The organism is Alicyclobacillus suci, assembly GCF_017329615.1.
GTDB lineage: Bacteria > Bacillota > Bacilli > Alicyclobacillales > Alicyclobacillaceae > Alicyclobacillus > Alicyclobacillus suci.
Genome location: NZ_JAFMTW010000009.1, coordinates 78697 through 97674 on the forward strand (window position 1 = coordinate 78697; position 18978 = coordinate 97674).

The 18978-nt window shown below is 53.0% G+C and carries 18 protein-coding genes and 1 other annotated feature; all 18 genes read right to left on the reverse strand.

The genetic code is table 11. The features are described from left to right. Position 1 precedes the first annotated feature (1 nt). Complete coding sequence (rplB, locus tag J3482_RS07020; RefSeq protein ID WP_021296619.1) at positions 2 to 832, reverse strand: 50S ribosomal protein L2; 831 nt, start codon at positions 830 to 832, stop codon at positions 2 to 4. Between the two features lie 41 nt (positions 833 to 873). Continuing rightward, on the reverse strand, positions 874 to 1161 hold the full coding sequence (gene rplW / locus J3482_RS07025; protein ID WP_206922221.1) for a 50S ribosomal protein L23: 288 nt from the start codon (positions 1159 to 1161) through the stop codon (positions 874 to 876). Next, positions 1161 to 1781, reverse strand: coding sequence for a 50S ribosomal protein L4 (rplD, locus tag J3482_RS07030; protein ID WP_146823959.1), 621 nt, complete (start codon positions 1779 to 1781; stop codon positions 1161 to 1163). Before rplD ends, rplW begins: the two co-directional genes overlap by 1 nt. A 25-nt stretch (positions 1782 to 1806) precedes the next feature. Beyond that, positions 1807 to 2436, reverse strand: coding sequence for a 50S ribosomal protein L3 (rplC, locus tag J3482_RS07035; protein ID WP_021296616.1), 630 nt, complete (start codon positions 2434 to 2436; stop codon positions 1807 to 1809). Positions 2437 to 2492: 56 nt separating this feature from the next. Beyond that, the gene (rpsJ, locus tag J3482_RS07040) at positions 2493 to 2801 is read right to left on the reverse strand and encodes a 30S ribosomal protein S10 (RefSeq protein WP_021296615.1); all 309 of its coding nucleotides are present in this window, start codon (positions 2799 to 2801) and stop codon (positions 2493 to 2495) included. 230 nt (positions 2802 to 3031) lie between these two features. Then, positions 3032 to 4219: an elongation factor Tu gene (gene tuf / locus J3482_RS07045; RefSeq protein ID WP_021296614.1), complete on the reverse strand. Its 1188-nt coding sequence runs from the start codon at positions 4217 to 4219 to the stop codon at positions 3032 to 3034. Between the two features lie 13 nt (positions 4220 to 4232). Then, positions 4233 to 6308, reverse strand: a complete 2076-nt coding sequence (gene fusA, locus J3482_RS07050) for an elongation factor G (RefSeq protein WP_146823958.1) — start codon at positions 6306 to 6308, stop codon at positions 4233 to 4235. Positions 6309 to 6340: 32 nt separating this feature from the next. Beyond that, positions 6341 to 6811 (reverse strand): 30S ribosomal protein S7, encoded by a 471-nt coding sequence (gene rpsG / locus J3482_RS07055; protein WP_021296612.1) that lies wholly within the window; start codon positions 6809 to 6811, stop codon positions 6341 to 6343. Between the two features lie 50 nt (positions 6812 to 6861). Then, positions 6862 to 7278, reverse strand: coding sequence for a 30S ribosomal protein S12 (rpsL, locus tag J3482_RS07060; RefSeq protein WP_021296611.1), 417 nt, complete (start codon positions 7276 to 7278; stop codon positions 6862 to 6864). Positions 7279 to 7402: 124 nt separating this feature from the next. Beyond that, entirely contained in the window at positions 7403 to 7660 is a 258-nt protein-coding gene (locus J3482_RS07065; protein WP_021296610.1) for a ribosomal L7Ae/L30e/S12e/Gadd45 family protein, read from the reverse strand. Between the two features lie 118 nt (positions 7661 to 7778). Next, positions 7779 to 11426 (reverse strand): DNA-directed RNA polymerase subunit beta', encoded by a 3648-nt coding sequence (gene rpoC / locus J3482_RS07070; protein ID WP_146823957.1) that lies wholly within the window; start codon positions 11424 to 11426, stop codon positions 7779 to 7781. A gap of 36 nt (positions 11427 to 11462) precedes the next feature. After that, positions 11463 to 14981, reverse strand: a complete 3519-nt coding sequence (rpoB, locus tag J3482_RS07075; protein ID WP_438938562.1) for a DNA-directed RNA polymerase subunit beta — start codon at positions 14979 to 14981, stop codon at positions 11463 to 11465. A 248-nt stretch (positions 14982 to 15229) separates the two neighbouring features. Next, the gene (locus J3482_RS07080) at positions 15230 to 15856 is read right to left on the reverse strand and encodes a class I SAM-dependent methyltransferase (protein ID WP_328702197.1); all 627 of its coding nucleotides are present in this window, start codon (positions 15854 to 15856) and stop codon (positions 15230 to 15232) included. Positions 15857 to 15931: 75 nt separating this feature from the next. Then, positions 15932 to 16300 carry a 50S ribosomal protein L7/L12 gene (gene rplL / locus J3482_RS07085; RefSeq protein ID WP_146823955.1) on the reverse strand — a complete coding sequence of 123 codons (369 nt, stop codon included), beginning with the start codon at positions 16298 to 16300 and terminating at the stop codon, positions 15932 to 15934. A 51-nt stretch (positions 16301 to 16351) separates the two neighbouring features. Next, complete coding sequence (gene rplJ, locus J3482_RS07090; RefSeq protein WP_206915921.1) at positions 16352 to 16894, reverse strand: 50S ribosomal protein L10; 543 nt, start codon at positions 16892 to 16894, stop codon at positions 16352 to 16354. Then, positions 16887 to 17056: a sequence feature (ribosomal protein L10 leader region), on the reverse strand. (Overlaps the previous gene by 8 nt.) Before the next feature lie 30 nt (positions 17057 to 17086). Beyond that, a complete protein-coding gene (gene rplA, locus J3482_RS07095; RefSeq protein ID WP_146823953.1) occupies positions 17087 to 17791 on the reverse strand; it encodes a 50S ribosomal protein L1 in 705 nt (234 codons plus the stop codon). Between the two features lie 55 nt (positions 17792 to 17846). Then, positions 17847 to 18275 carry a 50S ribosomal protein L11 gene (rplK, locus tag J3482_RS07100; RefSeq protein WP_146823952.1) on the reverse strand — a complete coding sequence of 143 codons (429 nt, stop codon included), beginning with the start codon at positions 18273 to 18275 and terminating at the stop codon, positions 17847 to 17849. Positions 18276 to 18426: 151 nt separating this feature from the next. Then, positions 18427 to 18972 (reverse strand): transcription termination/antitermination protein NusG, encoded by a 546-nt coding sequence (gene nusG, locus J3482_RS07105; RefSeq protein WP_146823987.1) that lies wholly within the window; start codon positions 18970 to 18972, stop codon positions 18427 to 18429. Positions 18973 to 18978 lie beyond the last annotated feature (6 nt).

Below are 18978 nucleotides of genomic sequence, written 5' to 3' on the forward strand. Positions count from 1 at the left end.
ATTACTTCGTGCGACGACGAACAATATACTTGTCTGTTGGGTGATTCTTCTTCCGCGTCTTCTTACCCAAGGTCGGCTTACCCCAAGGTGACATCGGCGACTTGCGTCCGATTGGCGCACGGCCTTCGCCACCACCATGTGGGTGATCAACCGGGTTCATAACCGAACCGCGAACCGTCGGGCGACGACGCATCCAGCGGCTACGACCCGCTTTACCGATATTGATGTTCTCGTGGTCGAGGTTACCGACCTGACCGATGGTTGCGCGGCATTCTACGCGAACGCGGCGAACCTCACCAGAGGACAGGCGAAGCGTCGCATAAACACCTTCACGAGCCATCAACTGTGCCGAAGCCCCTGCTGCACGTGCGAGCTGACCGCCCTTACCAGGTTTCAACTCGATGTTATGGACGACAGAACCCACTGGAATATTCGCTAGTGGCAACGCATTACCTACGCGAATATCGACATCTGTACCAGAATAGAGCACATCGCCGACTTTCAAACCGTGTGGCGCCAAAATGTAGCGCTTTTCACCATCCACATAGTGCAACAGTGCAATACGTGCGGAACGGTTTGGATCATACTCGATGGTCGCGACCTTAGCCGGGATACCATCCTTGTTGCGTTTAAAATCAATAATCCGATATTGACGCTTGTGTCCACCACCGTGGTGGCGAACTGTGATTTTACCCTGGTGGTTGCGGCCCGCACGGTTCTTCAGCGGCGCAAGCAGGGACTTTTCAGGCGTGTCTGTCGTAATCTCATCAAACGCCGAGACAGACATGAAGCGGCGGCCCGGCGATGTCGGGCGATACTTCTTCACAGCCACACTGACAACCTCCCTTGTTCACTAAATCCGTTCTGCGTCACTTACGCTTCGCCGAAGAAATCAATTGGCTTCGAGTCCGCAGTAAGTTTCACAATTGCTTTTTTCCGGTCAGAGGTGCGTCCGACATAGCGCCCAACGCGCTTTTGCTTCCCAACCTGGTTCATCGTGTGCACTTGTTCCACTTTGACGTCGAACAACTTTTCGACAGCCTTGCGGATTTCAACCTTATTGGCACGAGGGTCAACCTCGAAGACGTACTTATTCTCTTCCATCAATTCGCTGGAACGCTCTGTAATCACAGGGCGTTTAATGAGGTCGCGCGCATCCATTAAGCGAACACCTCCTCAACCTTCGCCACTGCATCCTTCGTCAACACAAGATGCTCATAGCGGAGAAGCTCGTAAACATTGATACCGTTCGCCTCCATGTACTTGACACCCTCAATATTGCGAGTGGACAGGTACGGAGCACGTTTCTTCTCACCGTCGACAATCAAGGCCTTTTTCAGGTTCAACTTGTCGAGGACAGCAACCATTTCCTTCGTCTTCGGCTGTTCGATGTTCAAACCATCGAGAACGATGATTTTCCCTTCGGCCACCTTCGAGGACAATGCGCTATACAGTGCCAGACGACGAACTTTCTTAGGAACGGAGAATGCGTAGGAACGTGGCGTCGGTCCAAAGACAACACCACCGCCCTTCCATTGTGGAGAACGCGTGCTACCTTGACGAGCACGACCCGTGCCCTTCTGGCGCCAAGGTTTGCGTCCACCACCAGCAACCTCAGAACGATTTTTCACTTTGTGCGTACCCGAACGACGTGCCGCAAGGTATTGCAACACGACCTGGTGCATCAAATCAGAGCGGATAGGCGCGCCAAACACGCGTTCATTCAATTCGATCTCGGAAACCTGCTCACCCGCTGTGTTATAAACTGCAACCGTCGGCATCACTTCTGCCTCCTTTCAAACAACATTAGTCGTTAGCTTTAATCGCTGAACGGACTGTGACGTACGAGTTCTTCGGACCCGGCACAGAACCCTTAATCAGCAAGATGTTTTTATCCGCATCCACGCGAACAACCTCGAGATTTTGAACTGTAACGCGCTCTCCACCCATACGTCCCGCCATCGTTTGGCCTTTGAACGTACGGTTCGGCGCAATCGCGCCGAGCGAGCCAACCCCACGGTGATATTTCGATCCGTGCGCCATTGGGCCGCGGTGTTGGTTATGCCGCTTGATAGGACCTGCGTAACCCTTGCCCTTCGACACACCAATGACATCCACAACTTCACCCGCAGCGAACACGTCCGCTTTCAACTGCTGACCCACTTCATACGCCGACAAATCGACACCGCGAAATTCGCGCACAAACCGTTTCGGAGCTGTGCCAGCCTTTGCAGCATGACCTTTTTCCGCCTTTGTCGCGCGGTTCGCCTTTTGGTCCGCGAAACCAACCTGAATCGCTTCGTACCCATCAACCGCTTGTTCACGTTTTTGGAGCACGACGCACGGACCAGCCTCAATCACAGTCACCGGTACTACCTGACCTTCCTCCGTGAAGACCTGAGTCATACCGAGTTTACGACCGAGAATCCCTTTCATGTGTGCACCTCCCTAGGACCGTGTGTGCAACGGCACCACGTGTTTCATTCCAGAGCTTATAACTTAATTTCGATGTCAACACCCGACGGCAAGTCCAAACGCATCAGCGAATCGACCGTTTGCGGCGTCGGATTGTTAATGTCAATCAAACGCTTATGCGTACGCATCTCAAACTGCTCGCGAGAATCCTTATATTTGTGCGGCGCGCGAAGAATGGTGAACACTTCGCGTTCTGTCGGAAGCGGAATCGGACCTGATACTTTCGCACCGGACCGTTTCGCCGTATCCACGATACGTTCTGCCGACTGATCAAGAATTTGATGATCATACGCCTTAAGTCGAATGCGAATCTTTTGCTTAGCCATATGTTTTCCCTCCTTTATCGCCCATTTCAGTTGGACATACTCCGCGGAAATTCCCCCATCGGTATCCCATATGGCTCTGGACACATAAGCAACCTTCCGCCTCATCGCAAGAAAAGACCAACATGCGGTATTATACTAGACCAATGTCCATTTGACAAGAAGAGCTGCAAAAAAATCCGAGACAGGTTTGCCCGTCTCGGATTTCCTGATATCAGGTAATGGAAACGAAATTACTTGATAATCGAAGAAACAACGCCCGCACCGACCGTACGGCCACCTTCACGGATGGAGAAACGAGTACCTTCCTCAACCGCGATAGGCGCGATGAGTTCAACCGTCATAGCGACGTTGTCGCCAGGCATTACCATTTCGGTACCTTCTGGCAAGGTAACCACACCAGTTACGTCCGTCGTACGGAAGTAAAACTGTGGGCGGTAGCCATTAAAGAACGGCGTGTGGCGCCCGCCTTCTTCCTTCGTCAAAACGTAAACCTCTGCAGCGAACTGCGTGTGCGGGTTGATGCTGCCTGGCTTACATACAACCTGGCCGCGCTCGATGTCCTTGCGCTCAACACCGCGCAGCAATGCACCGATGTTGTCACCAGCTTCCGCGAAATCGAGAAGCTTACGGAACATCTCGATACCCGTTGCAACCGTCTTGCGGCTCTCTTCATGCAAGCCGACGATTTCAACTTCGTCGCCAACCTTCAACTGACCGCGTTCCACACGACCCGTAGCAACCGTACCACGACCGGTAATCGTGAACACGTCCTCGACAGGCATCAAGAATGGCTTGCTCGTATCGCGTTCTGGTGTTGGGATGTAGTTGTCAACAGCATCCATCAACTCTTCAATCTTCGCGACATAAGCCGGGTCACCCTCGAGCGCCTTCAACGCGGAACCACGGATAACCGGAATGTCGTCGCCAGGGAATTCGTACTCGTTCAGAAGTTCGCGAACTTCCATTTCGACGAGTTCCAGCAACTCTTCGTCGTCAACCATGTCACACTTGTTCAAGAAGACAACCAAGTATGGCACGCCGACCTGACGGGACAGAAGGATGTGCTCGCGCGTTTGTGGCATCGGGCCATCAGCTGCAGATACGACGAGAATACCGCCGTCCATTTGCGCTGCACCCGTAATCATGTTCTTGACATAGTCGGCGTGTCCCGGGCAGTCCACGTGTGCATAGTGACGCTTTTCCGTCTCGTATTCAACGTGAGCGGTGTTAATCGTAATACCGCGTTCGCGTTCTTCAGGCGCCTTGTCGATTTCATCGTACTTTTGAGCCTGAGCCCGACCCTTGGAAGCTTGTACGCTCGTGATAGCAGCTGTCAACGTGGTTTTACCATGGTCGACGTGCCCGATGGTACCGATGTTAACGTGCGGTTTGCTGCGGTCAAATTTTGCCTTTGCCACAAAACTTCACTCCTTATTCGCCTTTGCTCTTCTTAATAATTGCTTCAGCTACACTCTTTGGCACTTCTTCATACGCTGCGAGTTCCATCGCGAATGTACCGCGACCTTGCGTACGAGAACGCAGAGATGTGGTATAACCAAACATCTCGGACAGCGGAACATAACCGCGAACGATACTTGCGTTGTTGCGTGAATCCATGCCTTCTACGCGACCGCGGCGCGAGTTGATATCACCGAGGATGTCACCCATGTACTCCTCAGGAACGGTCACTTCGACCTTCATGACTGGCTCCAAAAGAACTGGAGAAGCCTTTTGCGCGCCTGCTTTAAGTGCCATCGAACCAGCAATCTTAAACGCCATTTCTGACGAGTCGACGTCGTGATAGGAACCATCATACAGAGTAGCCTTCACATCGACCAATGGATAGCCGGCAAGAACGCCATTTCGCATTGCCTCGTGAATGCCCTCTTCGACTGCCGGGATGTATTCCTTCGGAATCGCACCACCGACAACCTTGTTTTCAAAGACAAATCCTTGTCCGCGTTCCAGCGGCTCGAAAATGACTTTGACGTGACCATACTGACCGCGACCACCGGATTGGCGAACAAACTTGCCTTCCTGGTCAACGCGTTGCGTAATCGTCTCACGGTAGGCGACCTGCGGCATACCTACGTTACAGTCGACTTTAAACTCGCGTTGCATGCGGTCGACGATGACCTCAAGGTGCAACTCACCCATACCTTGAATAATCGTCTGGCCAGTCTCCTGGTCTGTATAGGTCTTGAAGGTCGGATCCTCTTCCGCCAGCTTCGAAAGGGCGATGCCCATCTTATCCTGGTCAGCCTTCGTCTTCGGTTCAATCGAGACGGAGATAACGGGATCTGGGAACTCCATCGACTCAAGCAACACAACGCTCTTCTCATCGCAAAGCGTGTCGCCTGTCGTCGTGTCCTTCAGACCAACTGCAGCAGCAATGTCACCGGAATAGACCTGCGAGATCTCCTCGCGGTGATTGGCATGCATCTGCAGAATACGCCCAATGCGTTCGCGCTTGCCCTTTGTCGAGTTGAGCACGTACGAACCGCTCTCCAAGACACCCGAGTACACACGGAAGAACGCCAACTTACCAACAAACGGGTCCGTCATAATTTTGAAGGCCAAAGCAGAGAACGGCTCCTCGTCAGACGAGTGACGTTCAATTTCTTCACCTTCCGGCGTGACGCCCTTAATGGCCGGCACGTCCGTCGGTGCCGGAAGATAATCGACGACAGCGTCGAGCATCAACTGTACACCTTTATTGCGGTACGAGGACCCACACAGAACCGGGAACAGTTGAACGTTGACCGTACCCTTACGAAGTGCTGCCTTGATTTCCGGAATGGTGATTTCTTCACCCTCCAGATACTTCATCATCAACTCTTCGTCGACCTCTGCCACAGCTTCGATCAATTCCGTGCGCTTCGCTTCCGCCAACTCTCTCATGTCAGCCGGAATTTCGGTGTCCTCAGACTGTCTTCCAAGGTCATCCGTATAAATGATGGCCTTCATTTCGACCAAGTCGATAATGCCACGGAACTCGTCTTCGGCACCAATCGGCAATTGAATCGCAACGGCCTTTGCACCAAGTCGGGTTTTCATCTGTTCGACACAAGACAGGAAGTCTGCGCCGATGATGTCCATCTTGTTGACGTAGGCAATGCGAGGTACGTGATACTTGTCCGCTTGACGCCACACCGTTTCCGATTGCGGCTCTACGCCACCCTTAGCATCAAACACCGCGCATGCACCATCGAGCACGCGCAGGGAACGTTCGACTTCAACGGTGAAGTCGACGTGACCCGGCGTATCGATAATGTTGATGCGATGATTTTTCCACTGGGCAGTCGTCGCAGCGGACGTGATGGTGATACCACGCTCCTGTTCTTGGACCATCCAGTCCATGGTTGCCGCGCCTTCATGGACTTCCCCAATCTTGTGCACACGGCCGGTGTAGAACAGAATGCGCTCGGTGGTCGTCGTCTTACCGGCATCAATGTGAGCAATGATACCGATGTTGCGCGTACGCTCGAGCGGGAATTCGCGTGCCATCTCGCCGCCTCCTTCCAGATTAAAAATTCATCCTACCAGCGGTAGTGAGCAAACGCCTTGTTTGCCTCAGCCATACGGTGCGTATCTTCGCGTTTGCGAACAGCGCCACCCGTGTTATTCGCTGCGTCGAGCAACTCGTTCGCCAACTTCTCCTCCATCGTCTTCTCACCACGAAGACGAGCATAGTTGACCAACCAGCGCAGCCCCAACGTCACCCGGCGGTCATTGCGCACTTCGACAGGCACTTGGTAGTTCGATCCGCCAACGCGGCGAGCCTTCACTTCCAACACCGGCATAATGTTGCGCATAGCTGTTTCAAACACTTCCATCGGGTCCTTGCCAGAGCGCTCGCGAATCAAATCAAACGCACCATAAACAATGCGTTGAGAAACGCCCTTCTTCCCATCCAACATCACCTTGTTGATCAGACGGCTGACAAGTTTGTTCCCGTAGATTGGATCCGGCAGAACATCACGTTTTGGAACAGGTCCTTTACGCGGCACGGAACACCCTCCTTCCCATTTGCGATATGATTATCAACCATACAAGATGGTTACTTTGCTTTCGGACGCTTTGCGCCATACTTGGAACGACCTTGCATACGGTCCTTCACACCAGCGGTATCAAGCGCGCCGCGAACGATGTGATAACGAACACCCGGAAGGTCCTTGACACGACCACCGCGAACAAGCACCACGGAGTGCTCTTGCAAGTTGTGGCCAATTCCAGGAATGTACGCGGTCACTTCGATTGTATTCGTCAAACGGACACGGGCGTATTTCCGAAGAGCCGAGTTTGGCTTTTTCGGGGTCATGGTACCCACACGAGTACACACACCACGCTTTTGTGGGGACGGCAGATCCGTCAAAGATTTGATGTGACTGTTGTACCCCTTTTGCAGCGCCGGTGCCGTAGATTTTTTCAATACATCCTTGCGACCCTTGCGAACTAATTGGTTAATCGTTGGCATAACTGCACCTCCTCTCGTCGTCAATCCAGACCTGTTCGACAGGTCACCACCAAGCCCACAGAGCCTGGTGATTCATCAATGAGCAAACAAAATCCCAAAGACAACATACCAAACTAAGCTAGCATCATTCAGAGATGATGCTTGCCGTAGCCGCACCAACCTCAATGCCACACGCTTTGCCGAGTGTGCGCATCGAATCGACCCACTCAATCGGAACGCGTTGTCGTTCCGCCAATTGAACAACCGGGTCGACCACACGAGCCTCCGCATCACGCGCTACGTACAGTCGCACAATTTGCTCGGCGGACTGTTTGAGGACCTTCAACGTCTGGTTTGTGCCTATGGTCTTCTTCCTCGCTTGGCGTATGTCGTCTAGTGACACCGCACGAGCCTCCCCCAATGGAAAACACCGCGCTGACGCACACTACGGAATTCTATCACCGAGGTTTCTGGGCTGTCAACTCAAAGTATGCAGATGACAGCCCAAATTCCATGGTAGTTTATTCAACCGTCTGTGCAGACTCAGCCTCCAACGTCACGTCGTCCTGCCCCGCATTCGCAGAGCTCTCATCCACGGCCGCCTGTTCCTCGCCCATACCAATCTGACGATAACGAGACATGCCCGTGCCGGCTGGAATGAGCTTACCAATAATCACATTCTCCTTGAGACCCAGCAGTCTATCAACCTTGCCCTTGATAGCCGCTTCTGTCAAGACACGAGTGGTCTCTTGGAAGGATGCAGCGGACAAGAAGGAGTCCGTCTCCAGCGATGCCTTCGTAATACCCAACAGAGCCGGGCGCGCCACGGCCGGTTCCCGACCCGACAGAAGCGCCACTTTATTCGCAGCTTCATAGTCGAAGAGATCAACATACGTACCTGGCAGAAGATCTGTGTCACCTGCATCGAGAATCCGAACCTTGCGCAACATTTGGCGCACCATCACTTCAACGTGCTTGTCATTGATGTCCACGCCCTGCAGGCGGTATACCCGCTGTACTTCACGCAGCAGATAATTTTGAACGCCCTGCAGACCCTTGACGCGCAACATCTCTTTCGGGTCTACGGAGCCTTCCGTCAACTCTTCGCCCGCTTCCAGGCTTTGACCGACAGTCACACGGATACGAGAACCGTATGGAATCTGATAGATCTTCGTCTCGCTCTCGCCTTGCAGTTCGATTTCGCGTTTATCCTTGCCTTCCCGAATGTCGGTAATCACGCCTTCAAACTCGGAAATGACCGCCTGACCTTTCGGGTTCCGCGCCTCAAACAACTCTTGAATACGCGGCAAACCTTGGGTGATGTCATCGCCTGCGACACCGCCCGTGTGGAACGTGCGCATGGTCAACTGCGTACCGGGTTCACCGATAGACTGAGCCGCGATGATACCGACCGCCTCGCCAATTTCTACCATCTTACCCGTTGCGAGGTTGCGCCCATAACACTGGATACATACCCCATGGCGAGTACGGCAGGTGAGCACCGAGCGAATATAAACTTCTTTAATACCCGCCTTGACAATCTTGTCGGTCGCCTCTTCGTCAATCAGTTGGTTCTTTGCGACAATCAACTCACCCGTCTCCGGATGGTAAATGTCTTGGAACGCAACTCGGCCTTCGAGACGGTCGCCAATTTCCTCAATGACTTCACGCCCGTCGCGGATCTCCGCCACGCGCAAGCCCTTATCGGTACCACAGTCAAATTCGCGAACGATGGTATCCTGCGCAACGTCGACCAAGCGACGTGTCAGATAACCCGAGTCAGCCGTCCGCAGCGCGGTATCGGCCAAACCTTTCCGCGCACCGTGCGTCGAGATGAAGTACTCCAACACAGACAGGCCTTCGCGGAAGTTCGACTTAATCGCCAACTGAATAATTTCACCCGACGGATTCGCCATCAACCCGCGCATCCCCGCCAACTGTGTAATCTGCGAGTTACTACCGCGAGCACCGGAAGTCGCCATCATGTAAATCGGGTTGAACTCATCCATGCTCTCCATCAGAGTTGTCGAGATGGACTCTTTCGCCTCCGACCAAATTTGGCTAAACGTGATGTACTGCTCTTCCTCAGTGATGAGACCGCGGCGATACTGTTGCTTCAGCTTGTGCTCTTTGGCCTCTGCATCTTCAATAATCCGATGCTTCTCTTCCGGCACGACAATGTCACTCACGGCAATCGTAATACCAGCGCGCGTCGAATAGTTGAAGCCGAGCCGCTTAATCTTATCCAAAATTTCCGCAGTCATCGTCGTACCATAACGGCGGAAACACTCACCCAAAATGTTTCCAAGGTCCTTTTTAACCACCGGTTTTGGAATCGGCCGATTCTGCAGTGCCTCTGCAGGGTTTACACCCTTAGCAAAGATAAACGTCTCATCCGGCGCCCCAGTCAACAAATTCTGTTTGGATGCAGAATTTAGGTACGGGAAATCAGCCGGAAAAATGCTGTTGAAAATCAATTTTCCAGGCGTCGTGATCAGCAGTGCGTTCTGCTGCGCCTCTGTAAGACTCGTCTTGCCGAGCACCTTCGCAGGCACAATAATCCGCGACTGTAAGGACACGTGCCCATTGTAACGGGCATATTCCACCTCGGCCATCGAAGAGAAAATGCGTCCCTCTCCAGGCGCACCTTCGCGCTCAATGGTGAGATAGTACGGTCCGAGAACCATGTCCTGCGTCGGCGTGACGACTGGTTTACCGTCCTTCGGGTTCAAGATGTTGTGCGCAGCGAGCATCAACAAACGCGCTTCCGCTTGCGCCTCAGCCGACAATGGAACGTGCACAGCCATCTGGTCGCCATCGAAGTCGGCATTGTAAGCCGTACAAACGAGCGGGTGCAATTTAATTGCGCGCCCCTCGACTAACGTCGGCTCGAATGCCTGAATACCCAGGCGGTGTAATGTCGGTGCACGGTTGAGCAACACTGGGTGCTGCTTGATGACGTCCTCGACGACATCCCACACTTCGGGCGACACGCGTTCGACTTTACGCTTCGCACTCTTGATGTTGTGCGCCAGACCACGGGAGACGAGTTCCTTCATAACAAATGGCTTGAACAGCTCCAACGCCATTTCCTTAGGAAGTCCGCACTGATACATCCGCAGTTCCGGGCCGACGACGATAACGGAACGACCAGAGTAGTCCACGCGTTTACCCAACAGATTTTGACGGAATCGGCCTTGTTTACCCTTGAGCATGTGCGACAGGCTCTTGAGCGGACGGTTGCCAGGTCCCGTAACCGGGCGGCCGCGGCGGCCATTGTCAATCAGCGCATCGACTGCTTCTTGGAGCATGCGCTTCTCGTTCTGAACAATAATGTCCGGTGCCCCTAAATCCAACAATCGCTTCAAACGATTGTTCCGGTTGATAACACGACGGTACAAATCGTTCAAGTCAGATGTCGCGAAACGTCCACCATCCAATTGCACCATCGGACGCAAATCAGGCGGAATGACCGGAAGCGCCTCAAGAATCATCCAACTCGGCTTGTTGCCGGAGGCGCGGAACGCCTCAACGACTTCCAGTCGTTTAATGGCTCGATTCCGGCGCTGCCCTTGCGCGGAGCGAAGCTCTTCACGCAGGAAGTCGACCTCGCGGTCGAGATCAATCTCGTTCAACAACGTGCGAATAGCCTCTGCACCCATACCCGCTTGGAACGCGTAACCGTACTTCTCGCGATAGGAACGATACTCCTTCTCGCTAAGCAACTGTTTCTTTTCCAGTGGGGTATCCCCCGGGTCCGTCACGACATACGAAGCAAAGTAGATGACCTCTTCGAGGGCCCTTGGCGACATATCGAGGACCAAGCCCATGCGGCTTGGGATCCCCTTGAAGTACCAAATATGCGAAACCGGTGCAGCCAGCTCGATGTGTCCCATCCGTTCGCGGCGAACCTTTGCGCGTGTAACTTCGACGCCACAGCGATCACACACAACGCCTTTATAGCGGATGCGCTTGTACTTCCCGCAATGACATTCCCAATCGCGGGTCGGTCCAAAAATTTTCTCGCAAAACAGCCCTTCTTTTTCAGGCCGCAGGGTACGGTAATTGATGGTCTCCGGCTTCTTCACTTCACCGTGTGACCAAGAACGAATCTTCTCAGGTGATGCCAGCCCGATTTTCATGAACTCGAAATTGTTCACGTCTAGCAAATCGTGCACCCTCCAATCCTAGCGTGGTGTGGGTTATCAGTCGCCGACTTCGTTGTATTCGAGATTCAAGTTGAGCTTCTCTGAACCATCGTCCTCGTCGTCGATTTCCTTCATCTCAATCTCTTGCTCGTCTCCAGAGAGAATCTTCACATCCATACCGAGACTTTGCAGCTCTTTGATGAGGACCTTAAACGACTCGGGCACGCCCGGCTCAGGCACGTTTTCGCCCTTGACGATAGCTTCGTACGTCTTGACACGGCCCACCACATCGTCAGATTTGACGGTGAGGATCTCTTGCAGAGTATAGGCCGCACCATACGCCTCGAGCGCCCAAACCTCCATCTCACCAAAACGCTGGCCACCAAACTGTGCCTTACCACCCAACGGCTGTTGCGTAACCAGGGAGTACGGTCCAGTCGACCGAGCGTGAATCTTGTCATCGACCAAGTGGTGCAGTTTCAACATGTAGACATAGCCAACCGTGACTCGATTCTCGAACGGTTCACCACTGCGCCCATCATATAGCACCTGTTTGCCGTCTGCAGGTAGCCCCGCCTCCGCCAACGTGTTAAAGACGTCCTCAGGGTGCGCACCGTCAAAGACAGGCGTCGCCATCTTCACGCCAAGAACTTTCGCCGCCATTCCCAAGTGCGTTTCCAAAACCTGCCCAATGTTCATACGGGAAGGCACGCCCAATGGGTTCAGGACGATTTGGACTGGTGTCCCATCCTCTAAGAATGGCATGTCTTCTTCCGGCAAGATACGGGCCACGACACCCTTGTTCCCGTGGCGGCCAGCCATCTTGTCGCCTTCAGAAATCTTCCGCTTCTGAGCGATGTAAACGCGAACCAACTGATTCACACCAGCAGGCAATTCGTCGCCATTTTCCCGCGTGAAGACCTTCACGTCGACGACAATTCCAGCGCCACCATGTGGAACGCGTAGCGAGGTATCACGAACCTCACGCGCCTTTTCACCAAAGATGGCGTGCAATAAGCGCTCCTCCGCCGTCAGTTCAGTAACGCCTTTTGGCGTAACCTTGCCGACCAGAATGTCCCCTGTGCGAATTTCGGCGCCAATTCGAATGATGCCGCGTTCGTCCAGATTCTTGAGCGCGTCCTCACCAACATTCGGAATATCTCGCGTGATTTCTTCAGGACCCAACTTCGTGTCGCGCGCTTCGAGTTCGTACTCCTCGATGTGAATCGACGTATACACGTCTTCTTTCACCATCTTCTCCGAGAGAAGAATCGCGTCCTCGTAGTTGTAACCTTCCCACGTCATAAATGCGACCAGGACGTTGCGACCAAGCGCCAACTCGCCGTTCTGCGTAGCCGGTCCGTCCGCCAAAATGTCGCCCACTTTAACGCGCTGCCCCTCGCGGACAATCGGTCGTTGGTTCACACACGTATTTTGGTTCGAGCGCGTAAACTTCGTCAGGCGGTACTTCGCAACGTCACCGCGAACAAGTTGCCCGTCCACTTCGGTCTCTTGACGCACCCAAACCTCTTTAGCCGTCACGCGTTCGACGATACCATTGTGGCGAGACACCACACAGACGCCGGAATCCTTCGCCGCCTGGTGTTCAATGCCCGTACCGACATACGGCGAATCGGTGACGAGCAACGGTACAGCTTGACGCTGCATGTTCGCCCCCATCAACGCGCGGTTCGCGTCGTCGTTTTCCAAGAACGGAATCAACGCAGTCGCGACAGACACGACCTGTTTTGGAGAGACGTCCATATAGTCAATCCGATCCCGCGGCACCGCAATAACATCCTCACGACGGCGGACAATGATTTCCTCTGACGCCAATCGGCCGTCTTCTGTCAGCGGCTCATTTGCCTGCGCGACGACGTAATTTTCTTCCTCATCGGCGGTCAGGTAATCAATTTTATCCGTCACAATGCCGGTCTCAGGATCCACCCGACGATACGGTGTTTCAATGAATCCGTACTCGTTAATCCGCGCATACGTCGACAACGAGTTAATCAAACCGATGTTCGGACCTTCAGGCGTTTCAATCGGACACATCCGGCCGTAGTGCGAGTAGTGCACGTCGCGAACTTCAAAGCCAGCGCGTTCACGCGTCAGACCACCAGGGCCAAGCGCCGACAGACGGCGTTTATGCGTCAATTCCGCCAACGGGTTCGTCTGGTCCATAAATTGCGACAGCTGACTAGACCCAAAGAATTCCTTAATCGCAGCAATCACAGGACGGATATTAATCAACGCCTGCGGCGTGATAGCACTCGCGTCCTGAATGGACATGCGCTCACGAACCACGCGTTCCATCCGCGACAAGCCAATTCGGAACTGATTCTGCAACAGTTCACCAACGGAACGAAGGCGACGATTGCCCAAATGGTCAATATCGTCTGTGGTGCCGACACCACGTAACAAATTGAAGAAATACGATACGGCAGCCAAAATATCAGACGGCGTAATGTATTTAATATCCGTGGATATTTCGCCGTTACTGATAACATTCAGGATGCGGCCATCCTCAGAAGGACTGAAAATCTTCACCATCTGCAACGGCACAACCTCATCTTCCAAGAGGTCACGCGTCGCGCGAATCGTAAATCGACCCACATTACCCTCTAGACGCGGAATCAGGCGGTCTAGCACACGGCGGTCAATGATGGTCCCCGCCTCAGCGATAATCTCACCAGTGTCCGCATCGACCAGCGTTTCTGCAAGCCGCTGATTCAGCAGTCGATTCTTGATGTGCAATTTTTTATTGATTTTATAACGACCTACATTCGCGAGGTCGTAACGCTTCGGATCAAAGAAACGCGATGCGAGCAACGCTCGGGCATTCTCCACTGTCGGCGGCTCACCCGGACGCAACCGCTCATAGATCTCGACAAGTGCACGCTCGGTCGAATCGGTCGTGTCCTTGTCCAGCGTATTTTGGAGATAATCATCTTCACCGAGAAGTTGAATAATCTCCGCATCCGATGACAAGCCTAGCGCTCGAAGCAACACAGTGATTGGCAATTTGCGCGTGCGGTCAATCCGCACGTAAACGACATCCTTCGAGTCTGTTTCAAACTCCAACCACGCACCACGGTTCGGAATCACCGTCGCAGCAAACGTACGTTTGCCATTTTTGTCAATCTTACTGCTATAATAGACACTAGGCGAACGCACTAGCTGACTGACGATGACGCGTTCCGCGCCATTGATGACAAACGTGCCTGTATCCGTCATCAGCGGGAAGTCGCCGAGGAAAACCTCTTGCTCCTTCACCTCGCCAGTTTCTTTGTTCAGCAGCCGAACCTTGACACGCAATGGAGCTGCATAAGTCACATCGCGCTCTTTCGACTCTTCAACGTCGTATTTCGGTTCACCGAGGCTATAGTCGATGAACTCAAGGACCAAGTTCCCGGTAAAGTCTTGGATTGGCGAAATGTCCGCAAACATTTCCCGCAATCCCTCACGAAGGAACCACTCGTAAGATTTTTGCTGGATTTCAATCAGATTGGGTAATTCGAGGACTTCACGGATGCGTGAAAATGTGCGGCGTTCAGCCCATCCGTACTTGACCATGTGTCCTTGCAAAACCGTCACCCCTCAAGCGGATTTGTTGGACGATGCAATTTCAAGGAGGCTCTAAAGACAAAAAGAAAATGAGGCCAAATCCAACCACATTTAGCAAATAGAGTCGACTAATATTCACCTATGTCCAAAAACAATCATATTTATTCAAAAGAGGTGAGCATCCGTCCAATCATCACAGTTTGCATTGGATAAGGATATCACAAGCAAATTGTGGAGTCAACTTCTATTCATCGTCTTCAGGCTTCACGAGATTGCGCGTCCGCGCGATACCCCTTCACCGCGCGAAAAATGAAATAGCCAGACTTCTTGTAGACAACGTCCACGCTGTCATAAATCCGCTTCAACTCTTCGAGCGCGGAGGGGGCACCGTGTTTCTTCTGAATGACAATCCAAAGTCGCCCACCTGGAACAAGCGCCCGATACGCGTCTGCAAACAAGCGATACACCACCTGTTTACCAGCGCGAATTGGTGGGTTCAGCAAGACGTCGTCAAACTTCGAGACGATATCCGCCGGAATCCCATCACTGTGCAGGTACGTACAGCGATGAGAGAAACTCGAAGTGTTCCGCTTCGCGAGGTCGAGAGCTCGTCCATTGATATCGATGAGCGTCCACCTCGTGTTCGGATAAACCGTACCGAGTACCGCCGTCACGACGCCATAACCCGCGCCGAGATCAAGTGCATGACACGTACCAGCCAAGTCGACGTGTTCGAGAAGACGCCTAGTCGCATCATCCAGCGCACTTTTCGAAAACACGCCGTTATCCGTGACCAAGTGCATGTTTACGCCGCGCACACCAATCGCTATGATACGCTCCTGACTCTGCGCCTGCGGTTCTCTCGAATAGTAGTGTTCAGACACGGTTTCCCCTCCACCTCAACCCGCACAACGCGCAAGAAGGGTACCCCTACGGAGCACCCTTCTCGGCTGAAAAGCTTACTTAATTTCTACAGAAGCGCCAGCTTCCTCAAGCTTAGCCTTGATGCCTTCAGCATCTTCCTTCGAAACCTTTTCCTTAATCGGCTTCGGAGCGTTGTCAACGAGTTCTTTCGCTTCCTTCAGGCCGAGACCGGTGATTTCACGAACAACCTTGATAACACCAATCTTCGAAGCACCCGCATTCGCCAAGATAACGTCGAATTCGGTCTGCTCAGCAGCGCCACCTTCAGCACCAGCAGCCCCCCCAGCAATTGCTACAGGAGCAGCAGCCGTTACGCCAAATTCTTCTTCAATCGCCTTAACCAAATCGTTCAGTTCGAGCACCGTCATATTTTTAACGGCATCCAAGATTTCTTGAGTCGTCAAGCGAATAACCTCCCTGAATTCCAGAGACTGCGCTCTGGTGAATAAATTGTTTTATTCCGCGGCCGGCGCTTCTGCACCCTCGCCTTTTTGGTCAGCAACCTGTTGCAACGAGTAAGCCAAGTTGCGCATAGGCGCCTGCAAGACACTCAGCAACATCGACAACAAACCTTCGCGAGAAGGTAGCTTCGCGATGCTTGCAACTTCCTCAGCAGATACGATACGACCCTCGACGATACCGCCCTTCAGTTCGAGCGCTTTGTGTTCGCGAGAGAAGTCGTACAACACCTTCGCAGCCGTTACTGCGTCATCGTAACCAAACGCGACAGCCGTGGGACCTGCAAGGTACTGATCTAGATCTGCATAGTTCAACTTCGCAGCCGCACGGCTAGTCATTGTGTTCTTCAACACCTGGTACTCGACGCCTGCCTCACGAAGTTTCGCACGAAGTTCTGTGTCCTCAGCGACATTGAGCCCGCGGTAGTCCGCCAGCACGACGCTCTTACTGCGTTCAATGCGCTCTGCAATCTCATTTACGAGTTGTTCCTTTTCTGGACGTACTGCCAATCCATCCACCTCCTTGCGAAAATCAAACATACAAAAAGCGCCTCGACATACGAGGCGCACGCACACTGAACCCAGAATGCACACGACCTCGGTAGGCACTTTAACCCATATCGGACAACCGGTTCGACGAGACGCCAGAACGCGATATACCTATATAGGACCTACTGTCTACGGTCAGCTTTTCGATTGTAACAAACACCCCAACACGAGCTAGAGCAGAATTTATTCTGCAGCGACTGCAACGCGTTGTGCGTTGACACGAACACCAGGGCCCATCGTCGAAGTCACGGTGATAGTGCGCACGTATTGACCCTTCGCGCCAGACGGCTTCGCCTTTTGCAAGGCGTCCAACAAGGTGCGGAAGTTGCCAACCAACTGGTCAACTTCAAACGACACTTTGCCAATCGGGCAGTGAATGATACCGGCTTTGTCGAGGCGGTACTCAATCTTACCAGCCTTGATTTCCTGCACCGCGCGAGCCACGTCAAATGTGACGGTACCCGTCTTCGGATTTGGCATCAAGCCTTTTGGACCAAGCACGCGACCCAAACGGCCGACAGCACCCATCATATCCGGGGTAGCAACGACAACATCAAAGTCGAACCAACCCTGGGAAATCTTTTGAATAAGATCATCGTCGCCCACGTAGTCAGCGCCCGCCTCTTGTGCTTCCTTCGCCTTGTCACCCTTGGCAAAAACAAGGACACGTGAGGTTTTACCTGTACCGTGCGGCAAAACAACCGCGCCGCGGACTTGTTGATCTTGTTTCTTCGGATCAACACCCAAACGAACAGCAACCTCGACCGTTTCGTCAAACTTTGCCTTTGCAGCTTGTTTCACGAGACCGAGTGCCTCTTGTACGTCATACAATTTTTCGCGGTCAACCAGCTTTGCAGCTTCTTGAGCGCGCTTAGAGTTACGAGCCATTGTTTCACCTCCATGTGGTCTGCGGTTCGTAAACCTCCCACGATTCTCCGCGGGATTAGTCCTGAATCAGGATTCCCATGCTGCGTGCGGTCCCTTCGACCATACGCATTGCTGCTTCTACGCTTGCCGCATTCAGGTCTGCCATCTTCTGTTCGGCAATCTCGCGAACCTGTTCACGTTTTACCGTCGCCACTTTGTTGCGGTTCGGCTCAGCGGATCCAGATTCAATGCCTGCAGCCTTCTTGAGCAAAACAGCAGCCGGCGGAGTTTTGAGGTCAAACGTGTACGAACGGTCTTCGTAAACGTAAAGCACGACCGGGATAATAAGACCTACCTGATCCGCAGTGCGCGCGTTGAACTCTTTACAGAACCCCATAATGTTACCAACCTGCGCTTGACCCAGCGCAGGACCTACCGGCGGCGCAGGTGTTGCTTTCCCGGCTGCGATTTGCAACTTCACAACCTTGATAATCTTCTTTGGCAACACGCCCACCTCCTTCGCTCATAATGTGGTAATCGGGTATGTGCCCTCCCACGGGACGCGTCATGAAGAACGAATCCTTCACGCATTTATCAGACTCGACAATGCGAGTCACAGAAGCGAGGGCAAAATTGCCACTCGACATACTGCCAGTTTAGGACAGGCGTTCTACCTGTTGGTACTCCACTTCAAGCGGTGTCTCACGGCCAAACATCGAGACAAGCACTTTTAGCTTCTGGTGTTCCGGGTTAACCTCTTCCACCGTGCCAACCATATCCGCAAACGGACCTTCGACAAGCCGCACAACCTCGCCAACATCATACTTGACGTTGCTCTTCGGTTCGTTCTCATCCATCGACTTCAGGATGGCCTGTACTTCGTGAGGCAGCAGAGGAACAGGTTTCGAACCAGCCCCTGTCGATCCGACGAACCCCGTCACCCCCGGCGTGTTGCGCACAACATACCAAGAGTCATCCGTCATGACCATCTCAACGAGCACGTATCCCGGGAACACCTTGCGTTGTACCACGCGTTTCTTCCCGTTTTTCAGCTCGAGTTCATCCTCTGTCGGAACCATCACATTAAAAATGCGATCTTCCATCCCCATGGACTGAACGCGACTTTCCAAGTTGCTCTTAACCTTGTTTTCGTAGCCCGAATACGTATGAATGACATACCAATGTTTTTCGAGGTTTTCCATAACTCG